This is a genomic window from Pseudoduganella guangdongensis (assembly GCF_009857475.1).
GTDB lineage: Bacteria > Pseudomonadota > Gammaproteobacteria > Burkholderiales > Burkholderiaceae_D > Rugamonas > Rugamonas guangdongensis.
In genome coordinates this window covers 160,407-174,103 of the sequence record NZ_WWCJ01000010.1, presented here as the reverse complement: position 1 = coordinate 174,103, position 13,697 = coordinate 160,407, and the positions used below count along the sequence as shown (strand labels likewise).

General features: G+C 66.5%; 14 protein-coding genes and 1 riboswitch. Of the genes, 10 read left to right on the top strand and 4 right to left on the bottom strand.

Going from position 1 to position 13,697, the window contains the following annotated elements; all coding sequences use genetic code 11:
* The first annotated feature begins 9 nt into the window (after nt 1-9).
* Nucleotides 10-171 (top strand): hypothetical protein, encoded by a 162-nt coding sequence (locus GTP41_RS15820; RefSeq protein ID WP_161026538.1) that lies wholly within the window; start codon nt 10-12, stop codon nt 169-171.
* Between the two features lie 60 nt (nt 172-231).
* On the opposite strand, the gene GTP41_RS15815 is transcribed toward GTP41_RS15820, so the two are convergent.
* The 3 genes from GTP41_RS15815 to GTP41_RS15805 all read right to left on the bottom strand — a co-directional run bounded on the left by GTP41_RS15815 (nt 232) and on the right by GTP41_RS15805 (nt 3,909).
* On the bottom strand, nt 232-1,440 hold the full coding sequence (locus GTP41_RS15815) for a DUF4382 domain-containing protein (protein WP_161026537.1): 1,209 nt from the start codon (nt 1,438-1,440) through the stop codon (nt 232-234).
* Nucleotides 1,441-1,577: 137 nt separating this feature from the next.
* Nucleotides 1,578-3,134, bottom strand: coding sequence for a S8 family serine peptidase (locus GTP41_RS15810; RefSeq protein WP_161026536.1), 1,557 nt, complete (start codon nt 3,132-3,134; stop codon nt 1,578-1,580).
* Between the two features lie 148 nt (nt 3,135-3,282).
* Complete coding sequence (locus GTP41_RS15805) at nt 3,283-3,909, bottom strand: hypothetical protein (protein WP_161026535.1); 627 nt, start codon at nt 3,907-3,909, stop codon at nt 3,283-3,285.
* Nucleotides 3,910-3,966: 57 nt separating this feature from the next.
* Nucleotides 3,967-4,078, top strand: a riboswitch (TPP riboswitch).
* A 74-nt stretch (nt 4,079-4,152) separates the two neighbouring features.
* Between GTP41_RS15805 and thiC the strand changes: the two genes are divergently transcribed.
* The 9 genes from thiC (at nt 4,153) to GTP41_RS15760 (ending at nt 13,261) form a co-directional block, all read left to right on the top strand.
* Nucleotides 4,153-6,015 (top strand): phosphomethylpyrimidine synthase ThiC, encoded by a 1,863-nt coding sequence (gene thiC, locus GTP41_RS15800; protein ID WP_161026534.1) that lies wholly within the window; start codon nt 4,153-4,155, stop codon nt 6,013-6,015.
* Nucleotides 6,012-6,215: a sulfur carrier protein ThiS gene (gene thiS, locus GTP41_RS15795; RefSeq protein ID WP_161026533.1), complete on the top strand. Its 204-nt coding sequence runs from the start codon at nt 6,012-6,014 to the stop codon at nt 6,213-6,215. Before thiC ends, thiS begins: the two co-directional genes overlap by 4 nt.
* A 10-nt stretch (nt 6,216-6,225) precedes the next feature.
* The gene (locus tag GTP41_RS15790) at nt 6,226-7,008 is read left to right on the top strand and encodes a thiazole synthase (protein WP_161026532.1); all 783 of its coding nucleotides are present in this window, start codon (nt 6,226-6,228) and stop codon (nt 7,006-7,008) included.
* Nucleotides 7,005-7,841 carry a bifunctional hydroxymethylpyrimidine kinase/phosphomethylpyrimidine kinase gene (gene thiD, locus GTP41_RS15785; protein ID WP_161026531.1) on the top strand — a complete coding sequence of 279 codons (837 nt, stop codon included), beginning with the start codon at nt 7,005-7,007 and terminating at the stop codon, nt 7,839-7,841. Before GTP41_RS15790 ends, thiD begins: the two co-directional genes overlap by 4 nt.
* A 13-nt stretch (nt 7,842-7,854) precedes the next feature.
* On the top strand, nt 7,855-8,472 hold the full coding sequence (thiE, locus tag GTP41_RS15780; protein WP_161026530.1) for a thiamine phosphate synthase: 618 nt from the start codon (nt 7,855-7,857) through the stop codon (nt 8,470-8,472).
* Nucleotides 8,473-8,490: 18 nt separating this feature from the next.
* Nucleotides 8,491-9,120 (top strand): ANTAR domain-containing response regulator, encoded by a 630-nt coding sequence (locus tag GTP41_RS15775; RefSeq protein ID WP_161026529.1) that lies wholly within the window; start codon nt 8,491-8,493, stop codon nt 9,118-9,120.
* Nucleotides 9,121-9,276: 156 nt separating this feature from the next.
* The gene (locus GTP41_RS15770; protein WP_161026528.1) at nt 9,277-9,669 is read left to right on the top strand and encodes a response regulator; all 393 of its coding nucleotides are present in this window, start codon (nt 9,277-9,279) and stop codon (nt 9,667-9,669) included.
* Nucleotides 9,670-9,719: 50 nt separating this feature from the next.
* The gene (locus GTP41_RS15765) at nt 9,720-10,826 is read left to right on the top strand and encodes an S-(hydroxymethyl)glutathione dehydrogenase/class III alcohol dehydrogenase (RefSeq protein ID WP_161026527.1); all 1,107 of its coding nucleotides are present in this window, start codon (nt 9,720-9,722) and stop codon (nt 10,824-10,826) included.
* Between the two features lie 230 nt (nt 10,827-11,056).
* Entirely contained in the window at nt 11,057-13,261 is a 2,205-nt protein-coding gene (locus GTP41_RS15760) for a M56 family metallopeptidase (RefSeq protein ID WP_161026526.1), read from the top strand.
* A gap of 63 nt (nt 13,262-13,324) precedes the next feature.
* Here the strand turns inward: GTP41_RS15760 and GTP41_RS15755 are convergent, their stop codons facing one another.
* Complete coding sequence (locus tag GTP41_RS15755) at nt 13,325-13,633, bottom strand: DUF7709 family protein (protein ID WP_202419752.1); 309 nt, start codon at nt 13,631-13,633, stop codon at nt 13,325-13,327.
* Between the last annotated feature and the right edge of the window lie 64 nt (nt 13,634-13,697).

Below are 13,697 nucleotides of genomic sequence, written 5' to 3'. Positions count from 1 at the left end.
GGAGGAGCTATGGAACAAGTCGAACGCATCCTGGCGCAAGTGGTGGGCGAGGAGATCAGCGCGGAAGAACTGGAGGTGGTGGCGGGCGGCGACGAGAACTGGTGCACCCAGGCCGGCGGCTACTTGACGCAGGGCGCCAGCGCTTACGGCGATTACTGCGACTACGCTTGAGCGCGGAGCGCGCTGCGCCTGCCGCCCCGAACTGGGGGGGGCAGGCGCCGGCTGGGTGGCTTACGGCACCAGGGTGAAGTTGATGCCGGTAGCGTCGGTGGAGCTGATGTTGACCGCCGCGCTAGTCTGGGCGGCATAGCCGGTGGCGGCGGCGTGCACCAGGTAGCTGCCGCCGGTCGGCGTGGTAAGGGCCGGCGTGAACGTCAGCGGCAGCGCGCTGCTGTAGGCCACGTATTGCGGCGCTTGCAGGGGCAGCTTGCTGATGCTGTAGGCACCGCTACTGAGGTCGGCGTTGGCATAGCGCAGGGTTACCGTCGGGCCGCCATTGATGGCCTGGCGCGCCGAGAGGTAGGCCACCTCGGTGGTGCTGGCTGGCAGCAGGGCGGCGGTGCCGCTGATGTTGCCTTGCAGGCTGGGCTCGCCCAGGCCGAAAGGGGCCAGGGTGGTACTGAGTTGCACCATGCTGGTGGTCGAGGTGACCGGCACGGCGCCAATCACGTGGGCGGCGCGGTTGTCGGCCATGATCACCACGTCATAGTTACCCAGCGGCAGGCGCGACAGGACGAATTCGCCGCTGGCCGAGGGTACGGTGGCGGCCACGATAGTGCCGTTCTGCTGCGCGGTGACGGCGACATTGCTGCCGGCGAGGCCGGTGCTGACGTAGCCATTGATGCCGTTGAGCGCGGTCGGCACGACCTTGATCACGGGCTTCAGCGCGTATTTGCCGTTGCCCTTGGTGACAATCGATTTGCAGGCGTCAAAGTCCATCACCAGGTCGTAGCGGCCGCCGGCCGGGACATTGAAATTGGCGTTGAGCTTGATGCCGCTCTGGGCCGCGCTCGGCGTTTCCAGCGCGGTTTCGCTGCCGCCGGTCGGCACCACCGAGTTATTGTTATTGGTGCTTGGCTCCAGCAGCAGGCGCGCCTGGGTGTAGGTGCCCGATGGCAGCGATACCTGCCCCAGCGATTCCAGCACGCCGTTGGTCAGGTTGAGCAGATTGATCTTGCGCGCGGGCGATACGTTGAGGTCGGTCCAGCCGCTGTCGTTGTCGTTGGCGGTGGCGCTCTGGTGGACACGCACTTTGGAGATGGTGACGTTGACGGCGTCGAAGCCGCAGGCGGGGGCGTCGGTCAGCGAGACGCCCAGGATGCCGGCGGTCTGCGCCGGCGGTGGCGGCGTGGTGTCGCCGCTGCTGCCACCGCCGCCGCCACAGGCAGCGAGTAGGAGGGTGGAGGAGAGAAGGGAGAACCAGGAGACTGTCTTTTTCATGATGGGCCTCTCGTGTTATTTGTGCCCTTCCATTATGCGTTCCGGCTGGAAAAAATCTATGTGCGCTAGCGTACAGAGTTGCTAGCTTTTGGCAAGGAAGGTGGGGCGGGAAACCGGTTTCCCGGTTTCCCCGCTTATTACGGTTTCCCGCAAGCCACCCCTTGCAAGCGCTGATACGCCGCCAGCGCCTGCACCAGCCCATAGCCGAACCTCTCGTCACGCCCCTTGGCGCCGAGATCGAGCGCACTGCCCCCGAGCGCGCTGCGCACGTCCGCCTGGGTGCACTTCGGGAAGTGGCTCCACACCATGGCCGCCACCGCTGAGACGTGCGGGGTCGCCATCGAGGTGCCGTCATAGTAAGCATAGCTGTAAGGATCCACCGCCACTGCAGCTGTCTGCCCCAGCTTGCCCAGCAGCACAGTGCCATCGCTGTCGGACACGCTGACCGCCGGGATCTTGCTGGCCGTCGTGCCCAGGGTGCCGGAGAAGGCACCCGCGACGTTGTTGTAAATCACCGCGCCCAGGCCGCCGCTCTTTTCGCAGTTGGCCACCTTGACCCCGAAATCAATCGCGCCGCGCTGGATCAGGCACACCTTGCCCGCCACGCTGGTATTGATGGTGTCGCCGATGCCGAAGTTGGCCAGCGGCGCGCTGGCGCTGGCCTGGGCCGAGCCGTCCATGGCGCCGGCGGCAAAGGGGCTGCCGCCCACCGTCAGGCTGGGCCGGGCGCCGCTGCCCATCGGCACGGTGGACAGGACACCGACGCCGGGTGCGGCGATTTCCACTTTCTTGTTGTACTGCGAGAAGGTGGCCCAGGCCTTGTTGGCGTCGAGCGCGGCGACCGACATGACCGAGGCGTAGCCGGCCGGGTAAGACTGGGTGCGGTTGCCGTCGTTGCCGGCGGCGGCGATCGACAGCACGCCTTGTTGCGCCAGCTTGGCGAAGGCGGCGTCCTCGGTGCGGCTGGCGCGCGCGCCGCCGAGCGACATGCTGATGACGCTGGCGCCCTGGGCGCCGCACTGGTTGGCGGCGGCCGCCAGGGTGGACGAGTAAGCCCAGCCGTCGGCGCCGAACACTTTCACGATATGCAGCGGCAGCTTGCCCGCGCTGGACACGCCCAGCACGCCCTTGTTGTTGCTGAGGGCGGCGATGGTGCCGGCGACGTGGGTGCCGTGGTGGTTTTCATCGGTGTCCCAGCGCCCGGTGCCGGCGTCGTTCAGGCCGGCCATGCTGTTGCCGGACAGGTCTTCGTGCTGCGCATCGATGCCGGAGTCGATGATGCACACTTTGCGTCCCGTCGCCCCCTGCGGCAGGGCGGGCAACTGGTCGGCCTGCACCATGGGGATGCCGTACGGGATCATCTGCCCGGCATGCGCGGCGTCGGCGCTGGCCAGGGCGGTGGCCAGCGGATAGCGTTTGACGTCTTCCTCCACGTACAGGAAGTGCGGACTGTGCTGCAAGCCTTTCAGCGCGCGCGCCGGGATGGTCATGGCAGCCGCGTTCATGCCGAAGATGAAACGCGTGTCCTCGCCTTGGGCGGCGGCAATCGCGGCCTTGGCCTTGTCGCTCATCTTGGCGTCGAAGGCGACGATGACGCGGATCTTTTCGGGCGCGGCGGCCAGGGCCGGAACCGCCGCGCTGGCGGTGACGGTGGCGAGGATGGCGCTGCGCAAAATGGCGTTGCTCAGATGCATGATTGGCTCTCCCGGAAAAAGATGGCTGACCTCAGCCAGCGTAGGAGAAGGTCCGGCACGCCGCAATCGAATTATGCAAGTCGCGCGCGACTATCTGAGCAGCGTTGTATTTCGGGGCAGTTTACATTCTACGTTGCAAGAAAGTTGCCTACGGGCTGCAGCTGACGTTCCACGGCACGAAGTCGGTGCGCGCCGGCCGCACCGACAGGCGCAGCTCGCCGCCGATATCGCTGTGGTACACCAGCAGCGGCAGCTGGTCGCTGCCGCGCCCCAGCGCCGCCATGGCGAACTGGCGCGCGCGCATCGGTGCGCAACTGGTGTTGCCGGCCATGAGCAGGCGTGCGCGCTGCAGCATCTCGCCCTGCGCGGTGAGCAGCTTGAGCACTTCGATCTCGGCCAGGTTGGCGCGCAGTTCCACCATGCCCGCGGGCGGCATGCCGCAGCTGGTGGTGTGGTGCACCCACACGTGCTGGCTGCGGTCGACGCGCCAGCTGTCGTTGGCCTGCTGCGTGTAGCGCGTGCGCTCGACGCGGCACAGCGGCAGCACCAGGCGGATCGGCGGCGCGTCGCTGTTGGCGGTGGCGGCCAGCACGCTGGCGCCGGGGGCGCGCTCCATGCGCAGCGGCGGCGCCGGCGTGCCGGGCGCGCTGCGCTGCCAGAACTGCTCGAAGGAACGCTGCTCGGCCAAGGTCGGCGCGCGTACGCCGCCGGCCGGTGCTGCTGCCGCCGCTGTGGCGTGTGCAACAGCGGCCGCCAGGAATACTGCATATCTCATCCACTCTCCTTTCAATGCGCAACGATTATAGATATAATCCGCTCGCTACCGAAAGGTGGCACACGCTAGGGGTCCTGCGCGCTCAGTTTCATATGTGCGGCGCGGGTGAGAAATACCCTCCGAACCTGATCTGGATAATGCCAGCGAAGGGAAGCTTCAGGATACGCACGGCCGCGCCAGCACGGCGCCGCCGCGGCGCAACCTAACCTCCTTTGCTGGCTCCTGCGCCAACCAAGGAGCCAAATGAACGCCAATCCCAAATTCCTCGCCGAACAGGCCGAGGTAGATTCCGCAGCAGTCGCACCGCTGCCCAACTCCCGAAAAATCTACGTCACCGGCAGCCGCCCGGACTTGCGCGTGCCGATGCGTGAAATCAGCCTGCATGGCGAAAACGCGCCCGTTACCGTGTACGACTGCTCCGGCGCCTACACCGACCCGGACGCCAAGATCGATATCCGCTCCGGCCTGGGCACGCCGCGCGCAGCCTGGATCGCCGAACGCAATGACACCGAGTTGCTGGACGGCCCGAGCTCCGACTATGGCCGCCAGCGCCTGGCCGACGCCGAACTCGATGCGCTGCGCTTCAAGCTGCACCGCAAGCCGCGCCGCGCACTGGCCGGCCGCAACGTGACGCAGATGCACTACGCGCGCCAGGGCATCATCACGCCGGAAATGGAATACGTGGCGATCCGCGAAAACCTGCGCCGCAAGGAGTACCTGGCCAGCCTGCGCGCGCAAGGCGAGAAGGGCGCGCGCATGGCCGACCTGCTGGGCCGCCAGCACCGCGGCGAATCCTTCGGCGCGTCGATCCCCGACGAGATCACGCCGGAGTTCGTGCGCGACGAGATTGCGCGCGGGCGCGCCATCATCCCGGCCAATATCAACCACCCGGAGCTGGAGCCGATGATCATCGGCCGCAACTTCCTGGTCAAGGTGAACGCCAATATCGGCAACTCCGCCGTCACTTCCTCCATTGGCGAGGAGGTGGAGAAGATGACCTGGGCCATCCGCTGGGGCGGCGACACCGTGATGGACCTCTCCACCGGCAAGCATATCCACGAAACGCGCGAATGGATCGTGCGTAACTCGCCGGTACCGATCGGCACCGTGCCGATCTACCAGGCGTTGGAAAAGGTGAACGGCAAGGCCGAGGACCTGACCTGGGAAATCTTCCGCGACACCCTGATCGAACAGGCGGAGCAGGGCGTCGACTACTTCACCATCCACGCCGGCGTGCTGCTGCGCTACGTGCCGCTGACGGCCAACCGCATGACCGGCATCGTCTCGCGCGGCGGCTCGATCATGGCCAAGTGGTGCCTGGCGCACCACCAGGAGAACTTCCTGTACACGCACTTCGAAGACATCTGCCAGATCATGAAGGCCTACGACGTGAGCTTCTCGCTGGGCGATGGCCTGCGCCCGGGCTCGGTGTGGGACGCCAACGACGCGGCCCAGCTGGGCGAGCTGAAAACCCTGGGCGAGCTGACGCAAATCGCCTGGAAGCACGACGTGCAGGTGATGATCGAAGGCCCGGGCCACGTGCCGATGCAGCTGATCAAGGAGAACATGGACCTGCAGCTGGAGCAGTGCAGCGAGGCGCCGTTCTACACCCTGGGCCCCTTGACCACCGATATCGCGCCCGGCTACGACCACATCACCTCCGGCATCGGCGCGGCGCAGATCGGCTGGTACGGCACCGCCATGCTGTGCTACGTGACGCCGAAGGAGCACCTGGGCCTGCCCAACAAGGCCGACGTCAAGGAAGGCATCATCACCTACAAGATCGCGGCGCACGCGGCCGACCTGGCCAAGGGCCACCCGGGCGCGCAGATCCGCGACAACGCGCTGTCGCTGGCGCGCTTCGAGTTCCGCTGGGAAGACCAGTTCAACCTGGGCCTGGACCCGGACCGTGCGCGCGAGTACCACGACGAGACCTTGCCCAAGGACTCGGCCAAGGTGGCGCACTTCTGCTCCATGTGCGGCCCGCATTTCTGCTCGATGAAGATCACGCAGGAGGTGCGCGAATACGCCGCCAAGGGGATGCAGGAAAAGTCGATCGAGTTCGTCAAGAACGGCGCGCAGATCTACCGCGAGCAGCAGCCATGATCGAGATTGAACTGAACGGCGCGCCGCGCGCGGTGCCGCCGCAGCAGACGCTGGACGCGCTGGTGGCGTCGCTGCAGCTGGAAGGGCAGGCGCTGGCGCTGGCGGTCAACCGCCAGGTGGTGCCGCGCCAGCGCTGGCCGCAGGTGGCGCTGGCCCCGAATGACAAAGTAGATATCGTCCGCGCCATCGGCGGCGGCTGAAAGGATAACCATGCAGGACAAACCACTCATCATCGCAGGCACGGCATACCAATCGCGCCTGCTGGTCGGCAGCGGCAAGTACAAGGACCTGCCGCAAACGCGCGAAGCCACGCTGGCGGCGGGCGCGGAAATCATCACCGTGGCGATCCGCCGCGTGAATATCGGCCAGGACCCGAAGGCCCCCAGCCTGCTCGATTATGTGCCGCCGCATGAATTCACCATCCTGCCCAATACCGCCGGCTGCTACACGGCGAAGGACGCGGTGTACACGCTGCAGATGGCGCGCGAGCTGCTGAACGGCCACAAATTGGTCAAGCTGGAAGTGCTGGGCGACGAGAAGACCCTGTTCCCGAACATGCCGGAAACCCTGGTCGCCGCGCGCGAGCTGGTCAAGGACGGCTTCGACGTCATGGTGTACTGCAGCGACGACCCGATCCAGGCGCGCATGCTGGAAGACATCGGTTGCTGCGCGGTGATGCCGCTGGCCTCCCTGATCGGCTCGGGCATGGGCATCCTCAACCCCTGGAACCTGTCGCTGATCATCGAGCAGGCGAAAGTGCCGGTGCTGGTCGATGCCGGCGTGGGCACCGCCTCCGACGCGGCCATCGCCATGGAGCTCGGTTGCGACGGGGTGCTGATGAACACCGCCATCGCCGCCGCCGGCGACCCGGTGCGCATGGCGCGCGCCATGAAATTGGGTGTGCAGGCCGGGCGCGAAGCCTTCCTGGCCGGCCGCATGGCGCGCCGCTTCGCCGCGTCCCCTTCCTCGCCGATGGCCGGGAGGATCGCATGAGCGACCGGCCTTGCGTGCTGGTGTTCTCCGGCGCCGATCCGTCGGGCGGCGCCGGCATGGCGGCCGACATCCAGGCCATCACGGCCATGGGCGCGCATGCGCTGCCGGTGCTGACCGCCATCACGGTGCAGGACAATAACCGGGTGCACGCGGTGATGCCGGTGGCGCCGGAAGTGCTGCTGCAACAGGCGCGCACCCTGATGGCGCAGGTGCCGGTGGCGGCGGTCAAGATCGGCATTCCGGGCAGCGCGGAGAACGCGCAAGCCATCGCCCAGCTGATCGGCGAGTTGTGCGCCACCCACCACCAGGCGGCGGGCGCCGCGCCGTCCTGGGCGCAAAAGCTGTACCGCGAACCGCCGGTGGTGCTGGACCCGGTGCTGCGCAGCGGGAACGGCGATGCGCTGGGGCGCGACGACGCCGTGCGCGCGCTGGCGCCGCTGCTGCCGCTGGCCACCCTGATCACCCCCAACGGCCCGGAAGCGGCCTCGCTGGCCGGTCGCGCGGCCGGTGCAGCGCACGGCAACGCAATGGCGCACGCGCACGTCTTGCGCGCGCTGGGCTGCCGCAACGTGCTGGTCACCGGCGGCCACGACGAAGACAGCGACCTGGTCATCAACCGCTGGCTGGGCCCGGACCGCCAGCAGAACTGGAGCTGGCCGCGCCTGCCCGGCAGCTTCCATGGCAGCGGTTGCACCCTGGCGGCGGCCGTGGCGGCCCTGCTGGCGCTGGGCGAAGGCATGGCGCAGGCACTGACCAAGGCGCAGGGCTACACCCAGCGCGCACTGGCCGGCTCGTACGCGATCGCGCCCGGCCAGCGCATCCCGCAACGCTAAGGAGCACAGAAGAATGCAAGGACTTTACCTGGTCACCCCCAACTGGGACGACACCGACAAACTGCTGGACGTCACCGAACAGGCGCTGGGCGCGGGCGTGGCCCTGCTGCAGTACCGCCACAAGGACGCCAGCCCGGCGCTGCGGCGCGCGCAGGGCGCGGCGCTGCGCGAGCTGTGCCACCAATACGGCGTGCCCTTCCTGGTCAACGACCATGTGGCCCTGTGCCGCGAGCTGGGCGCCGACGGCGTGCACCTGGGCGGCACCGACGCCCCCATTGCCGAGGTGCGCGCCAGCCTGGGCCCGAATAAGCTGATCGGCGCGTCCTGCTACGGCGAACTGGCGCGCGCCCAGGCGGCGCAGGCGGCGGGCGCCAGCTATGTGGCGTTCGGCGGCTTCTACCCGTCCCGGGTCAAGCAATATGCGGTGACCACCGAACCGTCCATCCTGCGCCACGCGCGCGAAGTGATCGACGTGCCGCTGTGCGTGATCGGCGGCATGACGCCGCAGAATGCGGCGCCGCTGGTGGCGCAAGGGGCGCACCTGGTCGCCGCCATCACCAGTGTTTACCTGGCCGATGACGTGGCGGCTGCGGTCCGGGAATTTCGGTCTATAATCAGCCCATTAGCATAACCATAAGGTTGCCGCCCAATGAATGCCCAGCCTCTGCCAAAGCGCCTGATCCTGATTGTCGACGACGACAAGATCCTGACCGAGTTCCTGGGGGAGTTGCTGGTACGCGCCGGCTACGACACCATGCTGGCGCATTCCGCCGACCAGGCCCTGGCCCTGATCGCCGAGCGCGAACCGGACCTGGCCCTGCTCGACATCCACATGCCTGGCATGTCGGGCCTGGAGCTGGCCAAGCAACTGAACCGCAATACCTCGGTGCCCTTCATGTTCCTGTCCGGGCGCGGCGACGCCGACGCCGGCAAGCAGGCCGCCGCCTATGGCGCGGTGGGCTTCGTGGTCAAGCCGGTCGATGAAAAACACCTGATGCCGGCCTTTGAAGCCGGCCTGGCGCGCGCTGACGAAATCCGCCAGCTGCGCCGTACCGAAATCAACCTGAACGCGGCGCTGGCCGCCGGGCGCGAAACCAGCCTGGCCGTGGGCCTGTTGATGTGCAAATACCAGACCGACCGCAACACCGCCTTCGAAGTGCTGCGCGACCATGCCCGCTCCAGCCGGCGCAAGATCAACGAGGTGGCCGACCAGTTGCTGGCCGCCGAAGAAATGTTGAATAGTTTGCATGCGGCGTTTAGCGCACGCTTCAAAAAATAGGCTTTCGCAGGCCTTGCGCTTGCAGTAGACTATCGGCTGCGGGCCCCACCATGCCCGCAGCCGTCTTCCCCCAGCGGCCGCCCCTCCTTCGCGGCCCGGTACTATCCTTCGGCCCAGCTCCGCCGACAATTCCCCCTGCAGTGCGGAGAACCATTCATGAATATGTCGTTTGATTTGCATCCGGCGCCCCGGGTGCTGCACGTCGATCCCGACGAGGATAGCGCCGTGGTCCTGGCCACTTTGCTGGCGCCCGAAACCCAGGTAGTGCATGCCGCCACCTATGAACAGGCGCACTCGCTGCTGCAGCAGGGCGAGTTTGCGTTGCTGGTGATCGACCCCGACTTGCCGGACGGCGACGGCCATACCCTGATCCGCACGCTGCGCCAGCTGGATCAGCACACGCCGGTGCTGTTGTACTCGGCCAGCCAGCCTTCGCTGCACCACCAGGCGCACGCCTTCCTGCCCAAGCCCTGGACCTCGCCGCGCCAGCTGTGGCGCACCGTGTCGCACATGCTCGGGCTGGATGTCATGGTGCCGGCGCGAACATAAACGTGGTACTTCGGCTATGCTGTCGCTTTTAATACATCGGGAGTCAAACGATGAAGACCAAAGCGGCAGTTGCATGGAAGGCGGGCGCCCCGCTGACCATTGAGGAAGTGGACCTGGACGGCCCACGTGCGGGCGAGGTGCTGGTGGAGATCAAAGCCACCGGCATTTGCCATACCGACCACTACACCCTGTCCGGCGCCGATCCGGAAGGGATTTTCCCGGCCATCCTCGGTCACGAGGGCGCCGGCGTGGTGGTGGATGTGGGCCCGGGCGTCACGTCGCTGAAAAAAGACGACCATGTGATCCCGCTCTACACGCCGGAATGCCGCCAGTGCAAATTCTGCCTGTCGCGCAAGACCAACCTGTGCCAGGCGATCCGCTCGACCCAGGGCAAGGGCCTGATGCCGGACGGCTCCAGCCGCTTCTCGCTGGACGGCAAGCCGCTGTTCCACTACATGGGCACGTCCACCTTCTCCAACTACATCGTGGTGCCGGAGATCGCGCTGGCCAAGATCCGCTCCGATGCCCCGTTCGACAAGGTGTGCTACATCGGTTGCGGCGTGACCACCGGCGTCGGCGCCGTGCTGTTCACCGCCAATGTGGAAGCGGGCGCCAATGTGGTGGTGTTCGGCCTGGGCGGCATCGGCCTGAATGTGATCCAGGCGGCCAAGATGGTGGGCGCTAACAAGATCATCGGCGTCGACATCAACCCGGCGCGCGAGAGCATGGCGCGCCAGTTCGGCATGACCCACTTCATCAATCCGAAGGATGTGGAAAACGTGGTGGACGCGATCGTGCAGCTGACCGACGGCGGCGCCGACTACAGCTTCGAGTGCGTCGGCAACACCCAGCTGATGCGCCAGGCGCTCGAGTGCTGCCACAAAGGCTGGGGCAAATCGATCGTGATTGGCGTGGCGGCGGCAGGGCAGGAGATTTCGACCCGTCCGTTCCAGCTGGTGACCGGCCGCCATTGGCTCGGCTCCGCCTTCGGCGGCGCGCGCGGCCGCACCGACGTACCGAAGATCGTCGACTGGTATATGGAAGGCAAGCTCAAAATTGACGAGCTGATCACCCACACCCTCCCGCTCGACCGCATCAACGAAGGCTTCGACCTGATGGAACGCGGCGAATCGATCCGCTCCGTCGTCATCTACTAAAGCCCGCACAGACGGGGTCTGACCCTTGGGTCCGACCCCGCTTTCCCGGGTAAAAAGCATCCTGGCCGTCCCAAACGGCCGTCCATCGCAAATCCCCGCAAGTGGCGCTACGCTGAGGCTACATTTGTCTCCTGAGTCCCCGCAGCCATAACTAGACAAAAAGTTCTAGACACAAAGATCTAGATCATTTAATCTACATTGCAAGGACACCCCATACCGGAGCCGCACCCATGAGCCAACTGCTGAACGCCGTCATCCCCGCCCTGGGCTGGTCCCTGCTGCACTTCCTGTGGCAAGGCCTGCTGATCGGCTGTATCGCGGCCCTGGCCCTGCACCTCCTGCGCAACGCCCGGCCCCAGGCGCGCTACCTGGTCGCCTGCCTCGCCCTGCTGCTGTGCGCAGCACTGCCCCTGGCCAACTTCGCCTGGCGCCTGGCCGACGCCGCCGACACCGGCTACGTCCTGCCCGCCCCGCTGGAAGCGAGCGCCATCGCCGCCATTCCCGGCGCCGCCGACGGCAAGGGCGTCGAAACCGTACTGGTCGACATCGACGCCATGGCCTCCTGGGAATACCTGCTGCGCCGCCAGTTGCCCTGGCTGGTGCTGCTGTGGGCAGCCGGCGCCGCGCTCATGACCTTGCGCCTCTCGCTCGGCCTGCAATGGGTGCGCCGCCGCACCCTGGCCGAGCACTACCACGCCGACCCGGCCTGGCAAGCCCGCGCCAGCGCGCTGGCCCAGCGCATGGGCATCCGCCGCGCCGTGCGGCTCGGCGTCTCCGACGACACGCTGGACGGCCCGATCACGGCCGGCATCCTGCGCCCGATTGTGCTGCTGCCAGCCTCGCTGGTCAGCGGCTTGCCGCCCGACCTGCTGGAAGCGCTGCTGGCCCACGAGCTGGCCCATGTGCGCCGGCACGACTACCTGGTCAACCTGGTGCAGAGCGGCATTGAGATTTTCCTGTTCTACCACCCGAGTGTGTGGATGCTGTCCAAGCGCATCCGCCTCGAACGCGAACAGATAGCAGACGACTTAGCCGCAAGCACGCTCGGCGAACCGCGGCGCCTGGCACTTGCTCTTTCCGAGCTGGATAAATTCCAGTTCACCACCACACACTTTGCTGCCCCCGCGGCACACGGAGGAGACCTTATGTCCCGTATCAAACGCCTGATTCGTCCCGATGCGCAACCACTGAGCTGGAAGATGGCCACCCCACTGTTAGGTATTTTTGCCGCCTGCGCCGCGTTGTATGCCCACGCCATGCCGCAAGCGGTGTCGCTCCCGGCCGCCAGCGCTGCTGCCGCACCAGCAGCGCTGGCCGCGCCGGCCCCGGATGGGGCCCAGTCCGCCGCCTTGGTTGAGCCGGCCGCGCTGGCCGATGCCGCTGAAGCCGTGGCACCGGCTGCGAACGCGGCACCGGCGTTTGCCGCCGCCGAGGCGGAGCCGATGCTATCCGGCGCCTCGGAGGCCGATGAACTCGACCAGTCTGAGCCACCGGCCCCACCCGCACCGCCCGCCCCACCGGCCCCGGCGGCGCCCGCAGCGCCCGCAGCCGCAGCGCTGCCAGCAGTGACCGAGGCGCCCCCAGCACCGCCGGCCATGGCCGCGCCCAAGGCGCCCAAGCCGCCTAAGGCACCCAAGCCACCCAAGGAAATGCATGCCGACAGCTTCTACATCAATGAGCATCGCGGCGGGATCTCGTACGCCATCATGACTGAAGGCAGAGAGACCATGCATATCAATGGCCGCTATGGCGACCTCAGCGAAGCAGCTCGCATGAAACGCGAACAGAAGGGCGACTTCATCTACGCCCGCAAAGACGGCAAGGCCTACCTGATCCAGGACCCAACGCTGCTGGCCAAAATGAAGGCAATCTGGCAGCCGGCCGAAGCGCAGGGCAAGAAGATGGATGAACAGGGCAAGAAAATGGACGTCCACAGCAAGGAAGTGGATGCCCTGACTGCCCAGGTCGAGAAGGAAGTCGAAGCCGCCATGGGCAGCAAGGAGCAGCAGCGCGCCCAACGTGAAGCCGAGCGCGCCATCGAGCGCAAGATGGAGTTGGCAGCGCGCCAGCAGGAACGTATCGGCCGCGCCATGGAAAAAGCCGCGCGCAAAATGGCCCAGGCCGACGACCAAACCCGCGAGCAGCTTCAGCGCGACATGGAAAAGCTGAGCAAGGATATGGAGCCGCTGAGCGAGGAGATGGCCCGCCACAGCAATGAGCTGGCCGCGCGCCAAGCCGCGATCGCCGCCCGTCAGGCCCCGATGGCCGCCATGCACGCCCGTATCGCCGAAGCCGCCAAACCGCTGGGCGATTTGGGCCGCAAAATGGGCGAGCTCGGCCGCGAGCAAGGCCGCCTCTCGCGCGAAGCCGACCGCGCCTCCCGCGCCCTGATCGAAGAAGCCATCAGCAACGGCAGCGCCAAGCCCATCATGTAAGCAATTCGGGGTCAGGTCTGACAATCGGACAAAGGGTGCCCAAGGGCACCCTTTGTCCGATTGTCAGACCTGACCCCGAATCTTTTTGGCCAACTGACCGACCAAGCGGCGGCCTGGATTGTCGCCTGCGATCCATTCCTCTGGCGGGAACAGGTCGAACAGGCCGACCTTGATGACGGTCGGCACCGCCGCCGCCAGTTCCTGCTCGATCGCGCCGCGCGCACCGGCGTTGTACAGCTCGATATTGCGCAGCATGGTGGCGACGGTGCCGGTTTGCACCTTGCTGCCGTCTTTCAGCTGCACCAGCGGCAGGGTTTCACCGTCGGCGAGGATTTTCTGGTTGATGCTGGCCAGCTCGTTCGGGGTTTGCATATGGTTGCCTTTCATGTTGTGGATACCATATCCTTCCGCCCACCGGTGTTTCAATACGTGGAGC

Excerpts from the sequence above, each read along its gene's own strand:
- GTP41_RS15760 (WP_161026526.1), top strand. The coding sequence starts at position 11,057 with ATGAGCCAACTGCTGAACGCCGTCATCCCCGCCCTGGGCTGGTCCCTG.
- GTP41_RS15765 (WP_161026527.1), top strand. The coding sequence starts at position 9,720 with ATGAAGACCAAAGCGGCAGTTGCATGGAAGGCGGGCGCCCCGCTGACC.
- thiS (WP_161026533.1), top strand. The coding sequence starts at position 6,012 with ATGATCGAGATTGAACTGAACGGCGCGCCGCGCGCGGTGCCGCCGCAG.
- GTP41_RS15790 (WP_161026532.1), top strand. The coding sequence starts at position 6,226 with ATGCAGGACAAACCACTCATCATCGCAGGCACGGCATACCAATCGCGC.
- GTP41_RS15770 (WP_161026528.1), top strand. The coding sequence starts at position 9,277 with ATGAATATGTCGTTTGATTTGCATCCGGCGCCCCGGGTGCTGCACGTC.
- thiC (WP_161026534.1), top strand. The coding sequence starts at position 4,153 with ATGAACGCCAATCCCAAATTCCTCGCCGAACAGGCCGAGGTAGATTCC.
- thiD (WP_161026531.1), top strand. The coding sequence starts at position 7,005 with ATGAGCGACCGGCCTTGCGTGCTGGTGTTCTCCGGCGCCGATCCGTCG.
- thiE (WP_161026530.1), top strand. The coding sequence starts at position 7,855 with ATGCAAGGACTTTACCTGGTCACCCCCAACTGGGACGACACCGACAAA.
- GTP41_RS15810 (WP_161026536.1), bottom strand. The coding sequence starts at position 3,134 with ATGCATCTGAGCAACGCCATTTTGCGCAGCGCCATCCTCGCCACCGTC.
- GTP41_RS15815 (WP_161026537.1), bottom strand. The coding sequence starts at position 1,440 with ATGAAAAAGACAGTCTCCTGGTTCTCCCTTCTCTCCTCCACCCTCCTA.
- GTP41_RS15775 (WP_161026529.1), top strand. The coding sequence starts at position 8,491 with ATGAATGCCCAGCCTCTGCCAAAGCGCCTGATCCTGATTGTCGACGAC.
- GTP41_RS15805 (WP_161026535.1), bottom strand. The coding sequence starts at position 3,909 with ATGAGATATGCAGTATTCCTGGCGGCCGCTGTTGCACACGCCACAGCG.
- GTP41_RS15820 (WP_161026538.1), top strand. The coding sequence starts at position 10 with ATGGAACAAGTCGAACGCATCCTGGCGCAAGTGGTGGGCGAGGAGATC.
- GTP41_RS15755 (WP_202419752.1), bottom strand. The coding sequence starts at position 13,633 with ATGCAAACCCCGAACGAGCTGGCCAGCATCAACCAGAAAATCCTCGCC.